Genomic DNA, 19,966 nt, shown 5'->3' with positions numbered 1-19,966 from the left:
GGACCCATGCCCGAAGGAGACACCGTCTGGCAGACCGCGAGACGCCTGCACGGCGCCCTCGCGGGCAAGGTGCTGACCCGCAGCGACCTCCGGGTGCCCAAGTACGCCACGGCCGACCTGACGGGCCGTACCGTCCTCGACGTCACTCCCCGGGGCAAACACCTCCTCACCCGTATCGAGGGCGGCCTGACCCTCCACTCGCACCTGCGGATGGACGGCTCCTGGAAGGTCTTCGCGAACGGTCAGCGCTGGAGCGGTGGCCCCTCCCACCAGATCCGGGTGATCCTCGGCAACACCGAGCGCACCGCCGTCGGCTACCGCCTCCCCGTGCTGGACCTTCTGCGCACCACCGACGAGGAACGCGCCGTCGGCCATCTCGGCCCCGATCTCCTCGGCCCCGACTGGGACCCCGAGCTGGCCCTCGCCAACCTCCTCGCCGATCCCGCCCGTCCCCTCGGCGAGGCCCTCCTCGACCAGCGCAATCTGGCCGGCATCGGCAACGTCTACAAGAGCGAGCTCTGCTTCCTGCTCGGCGCCACCCCCTGGCTCCCCGTCGGCGCCCTGCCCGCCGAGCGGGCCGCGAAGCTGCCGGCGCTCGCCAAGCGGCTCCTGGAGGCCAACCGCGACCGCCCGGTGCGCACCACCACCGGCCGCCGCGGCCAGGACCTGTTCGTGTACGGCCGCGCACCCCGCCCCTGTCTGCGCTGCCACACCTCGATCCGCGTGGCCGACCAGGGCGACGGCTCCCGCGAACGCCCCACCTACTGGTGCCCCAACTGCCAGGCGGGACCGACCCCGAGCACCGCCCCACCCCGCGGAACCCCACGCCGTACGACCAATTGACGATCCGTCAGAAACCCTCGTACCGTCCCTTCATGCCCGTCAAGGCGTACGACCTCACCGGACGCACCGCATTCGTCACCGGGGCCGCCGGCGGCATCGGCCGCGCCTCGGCCGTGCTGCTCGCCGAAGCCGGCGCCACGGTCCACTGCGCCGACCGCGACGCACAGGGCCTGCACGAGACGGCGACCCTGATCAAGGACGCGGGCGGCACGGCCCGCACCCACCATCTCGACGTGACCGACCGGGACCAGGTCCGACAGGCCGTCGCCTCCTGCGAGCACCTCCATGTGATGGCGGCGATCGCCGGGATCATGCACAACAGCCCCGTTCTGGAGACCCTGGACGAGGATCTGGACCGGGTGCTGAACGTCAACTTCAAAGGCGTCCTGTACGCCTGCCAGGAGGCGGCCCGCGCGATGCTCGCCCAACGCACGAGGGGCAGCATCGTCACCATGGCCTCGAGCGCGATCGACACCGGACGCCCGGGCCTGCTCTGCTACGGCGCCGCCAAGGCCGCCGTCGTCCAGCTGACGAAGACACTGGCGAGCGAGGTCGGCCGGCACGGCGTCCGAGTCAACGCCGTCGCACCGGGCTGGACCCGGACGCCGATGACCGACCGGCACGAGGCCGAGGAACAGGCGCGGACGGAGACACTGATGGCGCGGCTGGCCCCGCTGGGCCGGGTCGGTGAGCCGGAGGACGTCGCCCACACCGTGCTCTACCTGGCCTCCGACGCATCGGCCTTCATGACGGGCCAGATCCTGCGTCCGAACGGTGGAGTGGCGATGCCGTGGTAGCCCGAGCGCCCCACCAGGCCTCCCGCCACCGCCTCACCCCCACCGCTCCCGCAGCCCGCCCCTTGGGCACACAGTGCACCGGCAACAGGCCGAGCCCCCAGCCACCGGCCGCGACAGCCCCCTCCAGCACCCCGGCATCGGGCACCAGTGCCAGCCGCAGCACAGCCCACCACCACAGCACCCCGAGCCCGAACGCCACCCCCCGGCGCACCGTCGGCCGTGCCATGGACCCACCTCCAGCCCCGAAAGCTAGACCGGCGCCCTGACTCGCGGGGAGGGCGCACCGACGGCACACGGGCGCACCGCCACGACTCCGGCGACGGCGCCCGCCCCGAGGCGCCACCGGCATCCACCATGACCGCCCCTGACCACCTCGGCAAACGGGCCCCGCGCCCGCCGCCCGCCGCCCGCCGCCCGCCGCACATACGAAAGCCCCGACCGGGCATCCCCAGGTCTCCCTGGAGAACCCCGGCCGGGGCTTCGCACACTTCTCGGTGCCGGTCGGCGCCTTCGGTCTACCGCCGCGTGAGCATCACGCGGCGACCACGTCCACCGCCTCCGCGGGCGCCTTGATGGTCACCCTTTCCGGAGGCACACCGGTCACCGACACGGAACCCAGCATCGGACGCACCGGCGCCGGGACAGACTCGGTGGCCGCAGCGGACTGGGCCAGCTCGGCGAGGGCGAGCTCGTCGCTCACTTCCCGCATGAGTTCGGACATCCGTACGTCCAGCGCGTCGCAGATCGCGGCGAGCAGCTCGGAGGAAGCCTCCTTCTGCCCCCGCTCCACCTCGGAGAGATAGCCGAGCGAGACTCGGGCGGACGAGGAGACTTCGCGCAGAGTACGGCCCTGGCGTTGGCGCTGCCGACGCAGCACGTCACCCAGCAGGCGACGGAGCACAATCATCGGTGGCTCCCTCCTCGGACCACGTAGCCGCATCCTTCACGCCCCACCGTACCGCCTTGCGCCGCGGCCGTGCGGGGAGCGATGTCGTGTTCACTCAGGGCTGCAAACATCAAAACCCCCCGTTCTGTTCCGTATCCTGTGCCCGCTCATTCCCGGTGTGTTCGCCCGCCAGCTCTGTCAGGAGCAGTGCGAGTACGCTCCGTACACTCTCCATACGAATTTCCGCGCGGCTGCCGTTCAACCGCAGGGCCTCCACTTTTCCGCCAGAGGCAGAACCGGAATCAGGGCCGAACGGCCCGTCCACGGCCACGAAAACCGTCCCGACGGGCTTCCCGTCCTGGGGATCGGGGCCCGCCACACCGGTCGTCGCGAGGCCCCAGTCGGCGCCCAGCGCCTTGCGCACGCCGGTCGCCATCTGGCCCGCGACCTGCGGATCCACGGCTCCCCGCTCGGCCAGCAGGGTGGCGTCGACCCCCAGCAGCTCGTGCTTGAGCTCGGTGGCGTAAGCGGTCACCGAGCCTCGGAAGGCCTGTGAGGCCCCCGGGACCGTTGTGATTTCCGCCGCAACCAGCCCGCCGGTGAGAGACTCGGCGACCGCGAGGGTCTGCCCCTTCACTGTCAGTAGTCGCACCACGTCGGCGGCCGGGGAATTCACGCTTCCGCCTCCTCCAACGCGGCCTTGCGCTCGGCGATTCCCTGCCGGCGCAGCACAATGGCTTGTCTTACATAGTCGAGTCCGGTCGCCACGGTCAGGACGACCGCCACCGCCATCACCCAGAACCTCATGGTGGCCAGCCATCCCGTCAGCGCCAGCACATACATCCCGACGGCCACGCCCTGTGTGAGGGTCTTGAGCTTGCCGCCGCGGCTCGCCGGGATCACGCCGTACCGGATGACCAGGAAACGCAGGAGCGTGATCCCGAGTTCCCGGCCGAGGATGACGATCGTCACCCACCACGGCAGATCGCCCAGCGAGGAGAGACAGATCAGCGCCGCCCCCATGATCGCCTTGTCGGCGATGGGGTCGGCGATCTTCCCGAAGTCGGTGACGAGGTTGTAGGTGCGGGCCAGATGACCGTCGAACAGGTCGGTGATCATGGCGATCGCGAAGGCGGCCCAGGCGAGCGAGCGCCAGGCCGGGTCATAGCCGCCGTCGGCCAGCATCAGCGCGACGAAGCCGGGGACGAGGAGCAGCCGGAGCATGGTGAGCAGGTTGGCGATGTTCCAGACGCTCGCCTGGTTGACGGCCGCGGCCACGACCTTCTTGCCCCGTGCGGGCCTCGCGTCGCCGGCCGGGTCGGAATCGGCGCCTTCGGCTCTCTGGGGACCCGCCTTGGAGGAGCCGTTGGCCGCCGATGCCGGTACTCCCGTCATCTGCCCGCCTCCTCACTACACCCGAGCGAGCCGGCCAGCGGCTCGGCGACCAGGTCGACACCTTCCGTACCGACCACCTTGGCCTCGACGATACGGCCGACGCTCAGGTCTTCGCCGCTCGTGAGCAGCACCTGCCCGTCGGTCTCCGGCGCCTGGTGCGCCCCGCGGCCGTACACACCCTCCTCGTCCACGGACTCCACGAGCACGTGCACGGTCTCGCCGAGGCGCTCCTCGGCCCGCTGCGAGACGAGTTCCTCGGCCAGCCGGGAGACCCGCGCGAGCCGCTCGGCCACGACGTCCTCGGGCAGCTTGTTCTCGTACGTCGCCGCTTCGGTGCCCTCCTCGTCGGAGTAGCCGAAGACGCCGATGGCGTCCAGACGCGCGCCATTCAGGAAGCGCTCCAGCTCCGCCAGGTCGGCCTCGCTCTCGCCCGGGAAGCCCACGATGAAGTTGGAGCGCACACCTGCCTGGGGGGCCTTGCTCCGGATGGTGTCGAGCAGTTCCAGGAAGCGGTCGGTGTCGCCGAAGCGGCGCATGGCGCGCAGCACGTCCGGGGCGGAGTGCTGGAAGGACAGGTCGAAGTACGGGGCGACCTTGGGCGTCGAGGTCAGCACGTCGATGAGGCCGGGGCGCATCTCGGCCGGCTGGAGGTAGCTGACCCGCACGCGCTCGATGCCGTCGACGTCCGCCAGCTCGGGCAGCAGGGACTCCAGCAGGCGGATGTCGCCCAGGTCCTTGCCGTAGGACGTGTTGTTCTCGGAGACCAGCATGATCTCCTTGACGCCCTGCTCGGCGAGCCAGCGCGTCTCGTTCAGCACATCGCTCGGGCGGCGCGAGATGAAGGAGCCGCGGAAGGACGGGATCGCGCAGAAGGTGCAGCGCCGGTCGCAGCCGGAGGCGAGCTTGACCGAGGCGACCGGGGAGCCGTCCAGGCGGCGGCGCAGGGGCGCGCGGGGGCCCGAGGCGGGCGCGAGACCGTCCGGGAGGTCAACGGGAGCGTGCCCGGGCAGCGCGACCTCGGCCGCCGACTCCTGGCGCTCCGCAGGACTGATCGGCAGCAGCTTGCGCCGGTCGCGCGGGGTGTGGGCGGCGTGGATACCGCCACTGAGGATGGTCTGCAGGCGGTCGGAGATGTCCGCGTAGTCGTCGAAGCCGAGCACGCCGTCGGCCTCCGGGAGGGCTTCGGCGAGGTCCTTGCCGTACCGCTCGGCCATGCAGCCCACCGCCACGACGGCCTGGGTTCTGCCATGTCCCTTGAGGTCGTTGGCCTCCAGGAGGGCGTCGACGGAGTCCTTCTTGGCGGCGTCGACGAAGCCACAGGTGTTGACGACGGCGACGTCCGCGTCCGCGGCGTCCTCCACGAGGTCCCAGCCGTCCGCCTCCAAGCGGCCTGCGAGCTCCTCCGAGTCCACCTCGTTACGGGCGCAGCCAAGAGTGACGAGTGCGACGGTACGGCGTTCAGACATGGGCTCAAGACTACTTTGTCCGACTGACAGTCCACGTCGAAGGGGCTGGCCGTTCGTGGCCGGCCCCTTCGACGTGTGTCCCACGATCAGCCGACCTGGGGGTCGCCCTTCGTGTACGTCAGGCGCTCCACCGCGCCCGGCTGGAAGTCGTCCTCGATCTTCTTGCCGTTGACATAGAGCTGGATGGCTCCGGCGTCACCGAGGACGAGGTTGATCTTGTCGCTGTCCTGGAAGGTCTTGGACTCGCCCTGCTGGAGCAGTCCGTCGAACAACAGCCGGCCGTTGTGGTCCTTGGCGGAGATCCAGCTCTTTCCGTCGGCGGCGCTGACCTGGACGGTGACCTTGTCCTGGGGCGCGGCCGCGATGGCGCTGTCGGACGGGTCGGACTTCGGCGTGGCGGACGTCTTGTCGGTGGGCGTCGGCGAGGGGGACTTGCTCGTCGTGGGCGTGGACCCCTCGGCGACCTGCGTCTTCGCTCCGCTGTCGTCGCCGCCCTTGAACGCGGTGAACCCGACGAAGCCGACCACGGCGACGATCGCCGCGACCATCGCGGCGGTCCAGTTGGGCCCGCGCCGCTCGGGGCGGATCCGTTCCGCCTCGAAGAGCGGAGCCGCCGGGGTCGGGGCCGGGCGTCCGCCGTGGTCGGCGTCGTACTGCGCGAGCAGCGGTACCGGATCGAGGTGGACTGCCTTGGCCAGGGTCCGGATGTGCCCGCGCGCGTATACGTCTCCGCCGCACGGAGCGAAGTCGTCCGCCTCGATGGCGTGCACGATGGCGATGCGGACCCGGGTGGCGTTGGTGACGTCGTCGACGGTCAGCCCGGCATCGATGCGCGCCTGTTTGAGGGCGCGACCGACGGAAAGGCGGGCCGGCTCGCGATCGTCTTCGAACGGACGCTCGTCTTCAGGGGAGTTGCCGATGGACACGGGGGCGCCTTTCGAGCGTTTAAGCCACCTGTGCTGGAGGTTCAGTCTATGGGGGGTGCGAAAGGGTGGGGCAACCGGGCGGTGGAGCTTGTTAGCCCATCGGTATGGCCGGACACGCCGATGGTGGAGTGCGCGCTTGTCGCTTCCCTCAACTTGACGTACGCGGAAGGGAAACGGTTGCTCAATGATCCCTTACGGGTGAGTCACGATCGAACATCGGTGGCGCACCCGCTCGGGGCTCTCCTCAAGCCTCCCCGCGGATCACCGACAGCACTCCGTCCAGTTCGTCAGGCTTCACAAGAACGTCACGCGCCTTTGACCCCTCGCTGGGTCCGACGATGTTCCTGGACTCCATGAGGTCCATGAGACGTCCGGCCTTGGCGAAGCCCACGCGGAGCTTGCGCTGGAGCATGGAGGTCGACCCGAACTGCGTGGAGACCACCAGTTCGGCCGCCTGGCACAGCAGGTCGAGGTCGTCGCCGATCTCCTCGTCGATCTCCTTCTTCTGCTTCGTCCCCACGGTGACGTCGTCCCGGAAGACGGGCGCCATCTGGTCCTTGCAGTGCTGGACGACGGCGTGGATCTCGTCCTCGGTGACGAAGGCGCCCTGCATACGGGTGGGCTTGTTCTGCCCCATGGGCAGATACAGCCCGTCACCCTTGCCGATCAGCTTCTCGGCACCGGGCTGGTCCAGGATGACCCGGCTGTCGGCGAGCGAGGAGGTGGCGAAGGCGAGCCGCGAGGGGACGTTCGCCTTGATCAGACCGGTGACGACGTCGACCGAGGGGCGCTGCGTGGCGAGCACCAGGTGGATGCCGGCCGCGCGCGCGAGCTGGGTGATGCGCACGATCGAGTCCTCGACGTCCCTCGGCGCGACCATCATCAGGTCGGCCAGCTCGTCGACGATCACCAGCAGATACGGATAGGTCTTGAGCTCCCGCTCGCTGCCCTCCGGCGTCTTCAGCTTGCCGTCCCGGATCGCCTGGTTGAAGTCGTCGATGTGCCGGTAGCCGAACGCCGCGAGGTCGTCGTAGCGCAGGTCCATCTCCCGTACGACCCACTGGAGGGCCTCGGCCGCCCGCTTCGGGTTGGTGATGATCGGCGTGATCAGGTGCGGGATGCCCTCGTACGCGGTGAGCTCGACGCGCTTGGGGTCGACGAGGACCATACGGACGTCCTCGGGGGTCGCACGGCACATGATCGACGTGATCAGGCAGTTGATGCACGAGGACTTGCCCGAGCCGGTGGCGCCGGCCACGAGGATGTGCGGCATCTTCGCCATGTTCGCCATGACATAGCCGCCCTCGACGTCCTTGCCGAGCGCGACGAGCATGGGGTGGTCGTCCTCGGCGGCGTCCGCGAGACGCAGCACGTCGCCGACGTTGACCATCTCCCGGTCCGTGTTCGGGATCTCGATGCCGACCGCCGACTTGCCGGGGATCGGGCTGATGATCCGCACATCGGGACTGGCGACGGCGTACGCGATGTTCTTGGTGAGCGCGGTGATCCGCTCGACCTTCACGGCGGGGCCCAGCTCGACCTCGTAGCGGGTCACCGTCGGCCCGCGCGTGAAGCCGGTGACGGCGGCGTCGACCTTGAACTCGGTGAAGACGTTCGTCAGGGAGGCGACCACGGCGTCGTTGGCCGCGCTGCGCGCCTTGCCGGGGCCGCCGCGCTCCAGGAGGTCGAGCGAGGGCAGCGAGTAGGTGATGTCGCCGGAGAGCTGCAGCTGCTCGGCGCGCGGCGGGAGGTCGCGGATCTCCTCGGGGGGCGTCTTGGTGAGGTCCAGGACCTCCGGCTTCAGCTTCTCCTGCTTGGGCCGCGCGGCCGGGACGGGGGTCGACGCGGGGGTGGGCGTGGGCGTCGTCTCCTCGCGGTCCCCCACGGTCACACCCTGGGTGAGGTCCGCGACGATCGGCGAGGGCGGCATGCCGTGCAGCACCGCTCCGTCGAGCGCCGCTGCGGCGGCCGCCGCGACGTCCACGGCGTCCATCCGGCGCTCCATGTCCGGCTGGGGCACAGCGGAGCGCCTGGGGCGGCCACGACGCCGGGAGAGGGCCTCCTGCTCCGCGCTGTCGGGGTCGTACGCCTCGGGGGCGGAGCCGCGCTTGCGCGCGCGGGCGGGCAGCGCCTCGCGCCACTGCTCGTCATAGCGCTCGTCGTCGTCGGTGTACTCGTCCTCGTCGGCGAGGTCGTGGACTACGCCCAGCTTCACTCCGAGCAACCGCAGCCGCTGCGGGATGGCGTTCACCGGGGTCGCCGTGACCACGAGCAGCCCGAAGACCGTCAGCAGCACGAGCAGCGGTACGGCGAGTACGTCGCCCATGGTGTACGTCAGCGGGGTCGCAGCCGCCCAGCCGATGAGGCCGCCGGCGTCCCTTATCGCCTGCATGCCGTCGCTGCGGGCGGGCGCGCCGCAGGCGATGTGGACCTGGCCGAGCACGCCGATGGCGAGCGCGGACAGGCCGATCACGATGCGGCCGTTGGCCTCGGGCTTCTCGGGGTGCCGGATGAACCGCACGGCGATGACGGCGAGCAGTATCGGCACGAGCAGGTCGAGGCGGCCGAAGGAGCCGGTCACCAGGATCTCCACCAGGTCACCGACGGGGCCGCGCAGATCGGCCCAGGTGCCCGCGGCGACGATCAGGGCGATACCGAGGAGGAGAAGTGCCACGCCGTCCTTGCGGTGTGCGGGGTCGAGGCCCTTGGCGCCGTTCCCTATGCCGCGGAACACGGCGCCGACGGCGTGCGCGACGCCGAGCCAGAGCGCGCGCACCAGCTTGTAGATGCCCCCGGTGGGGTTGGGCGCGGGCCTGGGCGGCGGCGCGGCTTTCCTGGCCGCGGCCTTCTTGGCGGGCGCCTTCTTCGCCGGGGCCCTTTTCGCGGCGGCCTTCTTCGCCGGAGCCGCCGCCTTCTTCGCGGGCTGCTTCTTGGCAGCGGAGGGACGTGAGGCCATAGGTGGGAGATTACCGGTGGAGACGACAGGGGACACGCGTGCGTGGTGCTTCACCCGTTCGTGTCGCCCTGGACGAGGCGCGGAACTGACGCTTCCTCAACCGCAACTGAAGCGCGGGTGAACGTCAGTTCTGCGAGGGCACCGACGACGTGCTTCCGGCGCCGGGCTCCAGGGCGTCCAGCGCCCGCCGCAAACCGGTGAGTTTGCGTTCGAGATGGGCCGCCGTGGCCACCGCGGCCGCGTCCGCCGACTCGTCGTCGAGCTGCTTGGAGAGGGCCTCCGCCTGCTCCTCGACCGCCGCGAGCCGTGCCGACAGCTCGGCCAGCAGACTGGCGGGCTCCTTGGCCTCGCCGACCGCGGCCTTGCCTCCGCCGCCCTCCAACTGGAGCCGCAGCAGCGCCGCCTGCTCACGCAGCTGGCAGTTCTTCATGTACAGCTCGACGAACACCGAGACCTTGGCGCGCAGCACCCACGGATCGAACGGCTTGGAGATGTAGTCGACGGCGCCCGCCGCATAGCCACGGAAGGTGTGGTGCGGACCGTGGTTGATCGCGGTGAGGAAGATGATCGGGATGTCCCGAGTCCGCTCCCGCCGCTTGATGTGGGCGGCGGTCTCGAAACCGTCCATGCCCGGCATCTGGACGTCCAGCAGAATGACCGCGAAGTCGTCCGTGAGCAGTGCTTTGAGCGCTTCCTCCCCGGACGATGCCCGCACCAGTGTCTGATCGAGCGCGGAGAGGATCGCCTCCAGCGCGAGCAGATTCTCCGGCCGGTCATCGACCAGGAGGATCTTGGCCTTCTGCACCATGGCCCGCCCTCCTCGCCCCGGATGTGCACCGGGCGCCGCCCCTGGGGACGACTCCCTTTCGCCGCCCGTCCTTGTGCCGGTCATCGTAGCCGCACCCCGCCTGTCGCCACACCCTGTCACCGCGATGTCACTGTGCACGTAGCAGAAACGGACCGGGAGACCAGAAGGTTCCCCGTATCCCGTACTTCTACACGGCGTCGACGACACTGAGTCAGCAACTCCGTGTGAACATCGATGATTCCCGTCACTCGCCCCGCATCCACTGCTCCATCACCGCCAACAGGTGATCGGGGTCGACCGGCTTGGTCACGTAGTCGGAGGCGCCCGACTCGATCGCCTTCTCCCGGTCGCCCTTCATCGCCTTCGCCGTCAGCGCGATGATCGGCAGCCCCGCGAACTGCGGCATCCGGCGGATCGCGGTGGTCGTGGCATATCCGTCCATCTCGGGCATCATGATGTCCATCAGGACGACCGCCACGTCGTCGTGCTGCTCCAGGACCTCGATGCCCTCACGGCCGTTCTCGGCGTACAGCACGGACAGCCCGTGCTGCTCCAGGACGCTGGTCAGCGCGAACACGTTGCGGATGTCGTCGTCGACGATCAGGACCTTCTGCCCGCCGAAGCGGATGCCCCGGTGCACCGGGGGCGCCGCGACCTGCTCGCCGGCCGCCCACTGGTCCGGTGTGCCCACCCTCAGGTCGGCGTCGAGTCCGTGCCTGCGGCGGCGCCTGAAGAGCGCCGCGGCGCCGTTCTGGGCCTGCTGGTACGACCGTACCTCGGCCGGTGTCTCGATCTCCGCCCCGGAGAGCTGGGACAGGTCGGAGGCGGCGACCAGGTCGCTGGCCCCGAGGGACGCCACGGGCTGCTGGTAGCCCTGCGGCGGCAGTTCGCTGGGGTGCAGCGGCAAATACAGCGTGAACGTCGAGCCGCGTCCCGGCTCGCTCTGCGCATGGATCTCACCGCCGAGCAGCTGGGCGATCTCCCGGGAGATCGACAGCCCCAGGCCCGTGCCACCGTACTTGCGGCTGGTCGTGCCGTCGGCCTGCTTGAAGGCCTCGAAGATCACCCGCATCTTGCTGGCGGCGATCCCGATGCCGGTGTCGGTCACCGAGAACGCGATCAGGTCACCCTCGGGATCGGTGAGCGAACCGGTCTCCAGCAGCTGCTCCCTGATCGCCATCGGCACATCCGCGCCGGCCGGCCTGATCACCAGCTCGACCGAGCCGGAGTCGGTGAACTTCACGGCGTTGGAGAGCAGGTTGCGCAGCACCTGCAGGAGGCGCTGCTCGTCGGTGTGCAGCGTAGCCGGCAGCTCCGGGGAGACCCGCACGGACAGGTCCAGGCCCTTCTCCGCGGTCAGCGGCCGGAAGGTGGCCTCCACGTAGTCCACCAGCTGGACGAGCGCGATACGGGTCGGGGACACGTCCATCTTGCCCGCCTCGACCTTCGACAGGTCGAGGATGTCGTTGATCAGCTGGAGCAGGTCGGAACCGGCGCCGTGGATGGTCTCGGCGAACTCGACCTGCTTGGGGGTGAGGTTGGCGTCCGCGTTGTCGGCGAGCAGCTTGGCCAGGATCAGGAGCGAGTTGAGCGGCGTACGCAGCTCGTGCGACATGTTGGCGAGGAACTCGCTCTTGTAGCGCATCGAGACCGCGAGTTGCTCGGCGCGCTCCTCCAGGACCTGCCGCGCCTCCTCGATCTCGGTGTTCTTGACCTCGATGTCGCGGTTCTGCTGGGCCAGCAGCTCGGCCTTCTCCTCCAGTTCGGCGTTGGACGCCTGGAGGGCCTTCTGCCTGTTCTCCAACTCGGCCGAGCGCTCCCGGAGTTGCTCGGTGAGCTCCTGCGACTGCTTCAGCAGCTGCTCCGTCTTGGTGTTGACGGAGATGGTGTTGACGCTGGTCGCGATCATCTCGGCGATCTGGTTGAGGAAGTCCTTCTGGATCTGCGTGAAGGGAGTGAAGGAAGCCAGTTCGATGACGCCGAGCACCTTGCCCTCGAACAGCACCGGGAGGACGATCACTTGCGCGGGCGGCGCCTCTCCGAGGCCGGAGGAGATCTTCAGATAGCCGCTGGGCGCGTTCTCCACCAGGATGGTGCGCTTCTCCTCGGCGGCCGTCCCGATCAGCGCCTCCCCGGGCCTGAACGACGTCGGCATGGAGCCCATCGAGTAGCCGTACGACCCGAGCATGCGCAGTTCGTACGAGTCCTCGCCCTCGGCGCCGAGGTCCTTGCCGTCGACAGGGGTCATCGCCACGAAGAACGCGCCGTGCTGCGCCGAGACCACCGGGGTCAGCTCGCTCATGATCAGCGAGGCCACGTCCTGAAGGTCGCGACGCCCCTGCATCAGAGCCGAGATACGGGCCAGGTTGCCCTTGAGCCAGTCCTGCTCCTTGTTGGCGATCGTGGTGTCGCGCAGGTTGGCGATCATCTTGTTGATGTAGTCCTGCAGCTCCTGGATCTCGCCGGACGCGTCGACGTCGATCTTCAGGTTCAGGTCGCCTCGGGTCACCGCGGTCGCCACGCGCGCGATGGCGCGCACCTGGCGAGTAAGGTTTCCTGCCATTTCGTTCACGGACTCGGTGAGGTCGCGCCAGGTTCCGTCGACGTCACGCACGCGTGCCTGACCGCCGAGCTGGCCCTCGGTACCCACCTCGCGGGCGACCCGGGTGACCTCCTCCGCGAAGGACGACAGCTGGTCGACCATCGTGTTGATCGTCGTCTTCAGCTCGAGGATCTCGCCACGGGCGTCGATGTCGATCTTCTTGGTCAGGTCGCCCTTGGCGATGGCGGTGGTGACCATGGCGATGTTGCGCACCTGACCGGTCAGGTTGGAGGCCATCTGGTTCACCGACTCGGTGAGGTCCTTCCACGTACCCGCCACGCCCGGTACATGCGCCTGGCCGCCCAGGATGCCGTCCGTGCCCACTTCGCGGGCCACCTTGGTGACCTGGTCGGCGAACGAACTCAGCGTCTTCACCATGGTGTTGAAGGTGTCGGCGAGCTGCGCCACCTCGCCGCGCGCCTCGATCGTCACCGTCCGGGTCAGGTCGCCGTTGGCGACCGCGTTCGCGACCTGGGAGATGTTGCGCACCTGCATGGTCAGGTTCTTGGCCATCAGGTTCACGTTGCCGCTGAGGTCCTTCCAGATGCCCGTGACACCCGGAACGTGCGCCTGGCCGCCCAGGATGCCCTCGGTGCCCACCTCGCGGGCCACCCGGGTCACCTGTTCGGCGAAGCTGGACAGCTGGTCGACCATCGTGTTGACGGTCGTGACGAGTTCGAGGATCTCGCCCTTCGCGTCGACGGTGATCTTCTTGGACAGGTCGCCCTTGGCGACCGCGGTCGTGACCTCGGCGATGTTGCGCACCTGGATGGTCAGGTTGTTCGCCATGAAGTTCACGGACTGGGTGAGGTCCTTCCAGGTGCCGGAGACACCCTGCACCTCGGCCTGACCACCGAGCTGGCCCTCGGTACCCACCTCACGGGCGACCCTGGTGACCTCCTCCGCGAAGGACGACAGCTGGTCGACCATCGTGTTCAGGGTGTTCTTCAGCTCCAGGATCTCCCCGCGCGCGTCCACGGTGATCTTCTGCGACAGGTCACCCCGGGCGACCGCCGTGGCGACCTGGGCGATGTTGCGCACCTGGGCGGTGAGGTTTCCCGCCATCCCGTTCACGGAGTCGGTCAGGTCCCGCCACACACCGGCGACGCCCGGCACCTGCGCCTGGCCGCCCAGACGGCCCTCGGTACCCACCTCGCGGGCCACCCGGGTCACCTGGTCGGCGAAGCCGGAGAGCTGGTCGACCATCGTGTTGATGGTGTTCTTCAGCTCCAGGATCTCCCCGCGCGCGTCGACGTCGATCTTCTGCGACAGGTCACCCCGGGCGACCGCGGTGGTCACCTGGGCGATGTTGCGGACCTGGGCGGTGAGGTTCCCCGCCATTCCGTTGACGGAGTCGGTGAGTTCCTTCCAGGTACCGGCGACGCCCGGCACGTCCGCCTGCCCGCCCAGGCGGCCCTCGGTACCCACGTCCCGGGCCATCCGCGTCACCTGGTCGGCGAAGGCCGACAGCTGGTCGACCATCGTGTTCACGGTGTTCTTCAGCTGGAGCATCTCGCCGGAGACGTCCACGGTGACCTTCTGGGAGAGGTCACCGTTGGCCACCGCCGTCGTCACCTGGGCGATGTTGCGCACCTGCCCCGTGAGGTTGCGGAACGCGGTGTTGACGGAGTCCGTCAGGTCCTTCCAGGTGCCGGCGGCGCCCGGCACCTGCGCCTGACCGCCCAGCTCACCCTCGACGCCGACCTCGCGCGCCACGCGCGTGACCTCGGAACCGAACGACTGCAGCTGGTCCACCATGCCGTTGACGGTGTTCTTCAGCTCCAGCATCTCGCCGGCCACGTTGACGGTGACCTTCTGCGAGAGGTCACCGTTGGCCACGGCCGTCGTCACGGCCGCGATGTCCCGCACCTGAATGGTCAGGTTCCTGAACACCGTGTTGACGGAGTCCGTCAGGTCCTTCCAGGTGCCGGCGGCGCCCGGCACGTTCGCCTGGCCGCCCAGCTGTCCCGCGGCACCGACCTCGTTGGCCACGCGCGTGACCTCGTCCGCGAAGATCCTCAGGGTCTCGGTCATCTGGTTGATCGTGTCCGCGAGCTGCGCGACCTCGCCGCGTGCCGAGACGGTGACCTTCTGCGACAGATCGCCGTTGGCGACCGCGGTGGTGACCTGGGAGATCCCGCGCACCTGGGCCGTCAGGTTGCCGGCCATCAGGTTCACCGAGTCGGTGAGGTCCTTCCACACGCCGGCCACACCCGGCACCTGTGCCTGACCGCCGAGCTCGCCCTCGGTACCCACCTCGCGGGCGACTCGCGTCACCTCGGACGAGAAGGACGAGAGCTGGTCCACCATCGTGTTGACGGTTTCCTTCAGCTCCAGCATCTCGCCGGCCACGTGCACGGTGACCTTGCGGGACAGGTCTCCCTTGGCCACCGCCGTCGTCACCAGCGCGATGTCCCGCACCTGCGCGGTCAGCCGGTACGCCATCGTGTTGACGGAGTCCGTGAGGTCCTTCCACGAACCCGACATGCCACGCACGCGTGCCTGACCGCCCAGCTTGCCCTCGGTGCCCACCTCGCTGGCCACCCGCGTGACCTCGTCGGTGAACGTCGACAGCTGATCGACAAGGTTGTTCACCGTCCGCCCGACCTTGAGGAACTCCCCACGCAGCGGATGCCCGGTACCGTCCGGCGCCTGCGTCCGCAGCTCCATACGCGGCGACAGATCACCCTCGGCCACCGCGGAGAGCACCCGGCCGACCTCGGAGACGGGCCGTACCAGGTCGTCCACGAGGGCGTTGGAGGCCTCGATGGCAGCCACCCAGGAACCTTCGTAGGCGCCCGTCTCCAGACGCTCCGTGAGCTTGCCCTCGCGTCCCACCATGCGCCGCACCCGCGACAGCTCACCCGTGAGATGGAGATTGCGGTCGGCCACCTCGTTGAAGACCGCGGCGATCTCCGACATCACGCCGTCCCCGGACACCGTGAGCCGCTTGCGGAAGTTTCCGTCTCGCATCGAGACGAGCGCCGCCAGCAGCCGGTTCAGAGCAGCCGTGTCCACCGCCGTGGTGCCGCCGCGCGCATTGCGCCGGTTGTCCAGGGACGGTCCGCCTTTCGCGCGCGTCTTAGTGCCCCGCGTCGCTGCGCCAGACTCCACTGTGTCCCTCCCGCAGGGGTCGACCGTTGCTGCTGTGCTTTGGTACTACCGTCGGACATACCAGGTAACTGCTGTGCGTTTCTGCCGGATATACCAGGCCGCACCACGGGCTGCTGCCCGCTGCATACAGAAGTCACTCGGCCTGCCCGGACCTTCACAAGAAGCTTGCCCAGTGTTTCACCCTGCCTGAACCCGGCCATAACAGTTCGGCAGCTTCGCACATCGTCCGCACACCCTCTGGGCGGAAACACTGCAGACCGGCATCCGCACGGCCGTCGAAGGTAAGTAACCTTGCATGCGGCTGTCCAGCCGCGCCGGTCCGTCCGGCCTGGGCGGTGGCACGAGAACGAGCGGCATCGGAGGGGCGGCCGGACACATGACCACCGGACTGATCCCCGGGGGACAGCCCCCGGACCGGCCGACGGGCGCGCACATGCCGCATCAGCGGGGCGAGCCGGTCGGCCACGGAGCCCTGCACGTCGACAACAGGCCGAGGAGTTCTGTGATCACCGCGCGCGCGGCCGCCAGCTTCGAGCCCGTCGGGCGATCGGTAGCGACTGCCCGCTCCTTCGTCCGTGACACCCTTCAGGGCTGGGGCTTCGCCGACATCGTCGACGACGCCGTCGTCCTCACCAGCGAGCTGGTGACCAATGCCGTGGTGCACGCGGGCACATCCGCCGACGTCCTGTGCCTGCGCACCGACGACGGAGTCCGTATCGAGGTCGCCGACCGCTACCCGGAGCGGGAGATCCCCCTCCAGGGCCACCCCTCCACCATGGGCAGCCCCGACCGCGAGGGAGGCCGCGGACTCCAGCTGTGCGCGGCGCTGGCCGGCCGCTGGGGCGTCGACTACACGCCCACCCACAAGCAGGTCTGGTTCCAACTCGACCTCCCCCAGCGCTCCGTGGGCACCCGCGCGGCAGGCCCGTCCCTTCCCGCCGACCTCCTCCCGCTCGCCGACGGCAGAGTGCGCGTCGCGGTCGTCCAGATCGACCGCACCGGCTCCATCTCGTCCTGGAACGAGGACGCGGAGGAGCTCTTCGGCTACCAGCCCGAACAGGTGATCGGAAAGCCTCTTACCGATCTCGCCGCCTGGCCGCACACCCCCGGGACCAGCACCGGCATCGCGGAGGCACTCCAGCTCTCCCGCTGGGAGGGCAGCTACGGCATAAGGGCCGCCAACGGCCGCGTGACACCGGTCTACGCCTCCCACCTCCGCGTCCGCGACACAGGCGGCGAGCCCTCCACGGTCTGCCTCCTCGTCCGGGACCACGAGCGGGCGGTCCTGCAGACCCCGCTGCGCGTGCCGGCCTCCGACCCGGCGTCGTCCTCCGACGGCCAGAACACCGATCCGTTCGAGGTGTTCATCGGCTCCCCCGCGCCGGACGACCTCGACGGCCTCCTCCAGCGCACGGTCGAGCGCGCCCGCGACATGCTCGACGCCGACTCCGCGTTCCTGCTCCTCGCGACCGACGACGAGACCGAGCTGGAGGTCCGCGCCTCCACCGGCCTGCCCTCCGCCCGTCAGCGCTTCGCGCGCGTGCCCGTCGAGGCGGGCCCCGGCCGCTACGGCTCGGCCCGGATGCCGGCGGTCCACGACGATCTGGCGGCGGTCCCGGGCGCCGTACCGCTCCTGAGCGGCACGGGCATGCGCTCGGTCGTCACAGTGCCCCTGAAGGTGGAGGGCCGCCTCACGGGCTCTCTGGGCGTCGCCGCCGAATCCCCGGGCAGATACTCGAACGAGGAGGCCCTGCGCCTCCAGTTCGCCGCGGACCGTATCGCGTTGGCCGTCGAGTCCGCCCGCCTGGGCGAGCTGGAACGTCTGCGCCGAGGCTCGCTGAGCTTCCTGGTCGAGGCCTCCGACCTCCTGGCCGGTACCCTGGACCGCGACCAGACCCTCGCCCTCATGGCCCAGATGACGGTCCCCACCCTCGCCACCTGGTGCGCGGTCTACACGATCGCCGACCAGGCCTCCGAGCCTTACCTGTCGTACGTCCTGCACGAGGACGAGGAACTCATCGACGGCATCAAGTCGTTGCTCTCGAAGGTGCCCCCACCGGACCCGGTCCCCACCCCCGGTGCCCGCGTCTGGTCGGCTCCCGGTGAGGTCGCCCACCAGGCGGCCCTGCGCAGCTCCATGCGCAGCCTCGGACTGGCCGGCGGCCCGACCCACCAGGTCACCTCCGGTATCGGCCCCACGCTCGCCACAGCGTCCGCCGTGGGCGGCGAGACGGTCGTCCTGCCCCTGGTGGCCCGCAACCGCGTCATCGGCATGCTGACGCTCGGCAAGCCCACCGACGAACACTTCCGCCAGGAAATCCTGGAACTGGCCGAGGACTTGAGCCGCAGGGCCGCCCTCGCCCTGGACAACGCCCGCCTGTACTCGGAGCGCACGGCCATCAGCCAGTCCCTCCAGCGCAGCCTCCTGCCGCCCGAGCTCCCCGAGATCGACGGCGTAGAGGTCGAGGTCATCTACCGCGCGGCCGGCGAGGGCAACGAGGTCGGCGGCGACTTCTACGACCTCTTCCCGATCAGCGACGGCGCCTACGGCTTCGCCATCGGAGACGTCTGCGGTACGGGCCCGAACGCGGCGGCGGTCACCGGCCTGGCCCGGCATGCCCTACGGCTCCTCGCCCGCGAGGGCCTCAGCGGCCCGGCGGTCCTGGAGCGGCTGAACTCGGCGATTCTCGACGAGGGCGCCCGCAGCCGCTTCCTCACTCTCCTCTACGGCGAGATGCGCCCCCAGGACGACGGCAGCGCGGAACTCAAGGTGGTCTGCGCCGGCCACCCGCTCCCGCTCCGTCTGCGCCAGGACGGCACGGTCGAACCGGCCGCCGAACCCCAGCCGCTCCTCGGTGTCATGGAGGACCTGGAGCTCTACGAGGAGACGGTCACCCTGGACCCCGGCGACGTGCTCCTGTGCGTCACCGACGGCGTCACGGAGCGCCGCGAGGGCACGCGCATGCTGGGTGACGACGGCCTCACCGACGTCCTGACGACTTGCACCGGCCTGACCGCCGGCGCGGTGGCGGCCCGCATCATGCGCGCGGTGGAACGCTTCGCGTCGGACGCCCCGTCGGACGACATGGCGATCCTGGCGATGCGAGTGCCGGGCCTGCACAAGGACTGAACGCAAAAGAACCCCGCCCGGAATGGGCGGGGTTCTTAATTGTTGTCAGAGCCCCCTAACGGAATCGAACCGTTGACCTTCTCCTTACCATGGAGACGCTCTGCCGACTGAGCTAAGGGGGCCTGTTGCCTTTTCGGGGTTTCCCCCCGCGGCAACGGAATAGATCATACCCCGAACACACGCGTGTTCCCAACCGCGCTCAGAAGGCCGGCTGCAGCAGCCCACCCAGTGCGTTGCAGGCACCTACAATCCGCTGCATGTCCCGCTTCGTCAACGCGGCGTCCACAGGCAGTGCGAGGGTCTCGTCGGCAGCCCGCTCGGTCTCCGGCAACGCCACACACCGACGGAACTCCGGCAGCCGGTGCACGGGCGTCTTCACCGGCACCCGGCACTCAACTCCCCGGGCCCGCACGGCCCGTGCGAAGGCATCGCGATCGGGCCGCCCATTCCCCGGCACCCGCACGACGTACTGCTGATAGGTGTGCCCGTCGCCGCCGTCAGGCGTGCGCACACCCCGCAACTTGGCGTCCAGATAGGCCGCCCGCTCCCGCCGCTGAGCGATCTCGTCGTACGGCGCCTCGGACTCACCCTGCTCCAGCACCAGAAGCCCGTGCCGCTGCCCGACGGCGTGCAACCGAGCGATGTCCGCGGGCCGTCCGAAGCGGTGTACGACAACAACGGCCGCGGTACGCGGAGTTACGGCCGCGTCCACGGCGGCCGCGTCGAGGCAGTACGTCACCGGATCTATGTCGGCGAAGACCGGCAGCGCGCCGGCCATGGCGACAGTCTCGGCGAGCTCGACGTTCCCGAAGGCCGGTACGACGACCTCGTCACCGAGTCCGACGCCGGCGGCCCTGAGCATTGCAGCAGTACCCATACCGCGGATGGTTGTTGCGCAACGTGAACTTCAAGTGACGCAGAACAAAAAAGGGTTGGACCCTGAACGGAAGTTCAGGGTCCAACCCTTTGAATAATTGTTCGGCGGCGTCCTACTCTCCCACAGGGTCCCCCCTGCAGTACCATCGGCGCTGTAAGGCTTAGCT

General features: G+C 69.4%; 13 protein-coding genes and 1 tRNA gene. 3 read left to right on the top strand and 11 right to left on the bottom strand.

Annotated elements, in window-relative coordinates:
- Positions 1-6: 6 nt before the first annotated feature.
- A complete protein-coding gene (locus ABZT17_RS19900; protein WP_356350626.1) occupies positions 7-843 on the top strand; it encodes a DNA-formamidopyrimidine glycosylase family protein in 837 nt (278 codons plus the stop codon).
- Between the two features lie 32 nt (positions 844-875).
- A complete protein-coding gene (locus ABZT17_RS19895) occupies positions 876-1,640 on the top strand; it encodes an SDR family NAD(P)-dependent oxidoreductase (protein ID WP_356350624.1) in 765 nt (254 codons plus the stop codon).
- Here the strand turns inward: ABZT17_RS19895 and ABZT17_RS19890 are convergent.
- The 9 genes from ABZT17_RS19890 to ABZT17_RS19850 form a co-directional block, all read right to left on the bottom strand.
- Positions 1,588-1,866: a hypothetical protein gene (locus ABZT17_RS19890; protein WP_356350623.1), complete on the bottom strand. Its 279-nt coding sequence runs from the start codon at positions 1,864-1,866 to the stop codon at positions 1,588-1,590. The two genes, ABZT17_RS19895 and ABZT17_RS19890, sit on opposite strands and share 53 nt — an antisense overlap.
- Before the next feature lie 306 nt (positions 1,867-2,172).
- Positions 2,173-2,547 carry a helix-turn-helix transcriptional regulator gene (locus tag ABZT17_RS19885; protein WP_356350621.1) on the bottom strand — a complete coding sequence of 125 codons (375 nt, stop codon included), beginning with the start codon at positions 2,545-2,547 and terminating at the stop codon, positions 2,173-2,175.
- Positions 2,548-2,656: 109 nt separating this feature from the next.
- On the bottom strand, positions 2,657-3,202 hold the full coding sequence (locus ABZT17_RS19880) for a CinA family protein (RefSeq protein ID WP_356350620.1): 546 nt from the start codon (positions 3,200-3,202) through the stop codon (positions 2,657-2,659).
- A complete protein-coding gene (gene pgsA / locus ABZT17_RS19875) occupies positions 3,199-3,921 on the bottom strand; it encodes a CDP-diacylglycerol--glycerol-3-phosphate 3-phosphatidyltransferase (protein ID WP_356350618.1) in 723 nt (240 codons plus the stop codon). Before pgsA ends, ABZT17_RS19880 begins: the two co-directional genes overlap by 4 nt.
- Complete coding sequence (gene rimO, locus ABZT17_RS19870) at positions 3,918-5,387, bottom strand: 30S ribosomal protein S12 methylthiotransferase RimO (protein WP_356350616.1); 1,470 nt, start codon at positions 5,385-5,387, stop codon at positions 3,918-3,920. Before rimO ends, pgsA begins: the two co-directional genes overlap by 4 nt.
- Before the next feature lie 86 nt (positions 5,388-5,473).
- A complete protein-coding gene (locus tag ABZT17_RS19865; RefSeq protein WP_356350615.1) occupies positions 5,474-6,313 on the bottom strand; it encodes a RodZ domain-containing protein in 840 nt (279 codons plus the stop codon).
- A 244-nt stretch (positions 6,314-6,557) separates the two neighbouring features.
- Positions 6,558-9,269: a DNA translocase FtsK gene (locus tag ABZT17_RS19860; protein WP_356350613.1), complete on the bottom strand. Its 2,712-nt coding sequence runs from the start codon at positions 9,267-9,269 to the stop codon at positions 6,558-6,560.
- A gap of 124 nt (positions 9,270-9,393) precedes the next feature.
- Positions 9,394-10,077: a response regulator gene (locus ABZT17_RS19855; RefSeq protein ID WP_356350612.1), complete on the bottom strand. Its 684-nt coding sequence runs from the start codon at positions 10,075-10,077 to the stop codon at positions 9,394-9,396.
- A gap of 244 nt (positions 10,078-10,321) precedes the next feature.
- Entirely contained in the window at positions 10,322-15,793 is a 5,472-nt protein-coding gene (locus ABZT17_RS19850) for a HAMP domain-containing protein (protein ID WP_356350610.1), read from the bottom strand.
- Between the two features lie 376 nt (positions 15,794-16,169).
- Between ABZT17_RS19850 and ABZT17_RS19845 the strand changes: the two genes are divergently transcribed.
- On the top strand, positions 16,170-18,923 hold the full coding sequence (locus ABZT17_RS19845) for a SpoIIE family protein phosphatase (protein WP_356350609.1): 2,754 nt from the start codon (positions 16,170-16,172) through the stop codon (positions 18,921-18,923).
- A gap of 49 nt (positions 18,924-18,972) precedes the next feature.
- On the opposite strand, the gene ABZT17_RS19840 is transcribed toward ABZT17_RS19845, so the two are convergent.
- Together ABZT17_RS19840 and ABZT17_RS19835 are read right to left on the bottom strand one after the other, a co-directional pair.
- Positions 18,973-19,045: transfer RNA gene (locus ABZT17_RS19840), tRNA-Thr, on the bottom strand.
- 77 nt (positions 19,046-19,122) lie between these two features.
- Positions 19,123-19,785 (bottom strand): DegT/DnrJ/EryC1/StrS family aminotransferase, encoded by a 663-nt coding sequence (locus tag ABZT17_RS19835; protein WP_356350703.1) that lies wholly within the window; start codon positions 19,783-19,785, stop codon positions 19,123-19,125.
- Between the last annotated feature and the right edge of the window lie 181 nt (positions 19,786-19,966).

Origin of the sequence: Streptomyces sp. NPDC005648 (genome assembly GCF_040605395.1) — a bacterium.
Taxonomy (GTDB): Bacteria; Actinomycetota; Actinomycetes; order Streptomycetales; family Streptomycetaceae; genus Streptomyces.
The sequence above is the reverse complement of the archived record's forward strand: the minus strand, read 5'-3'. Positions and strand labels throughout refer to the sequence as shown.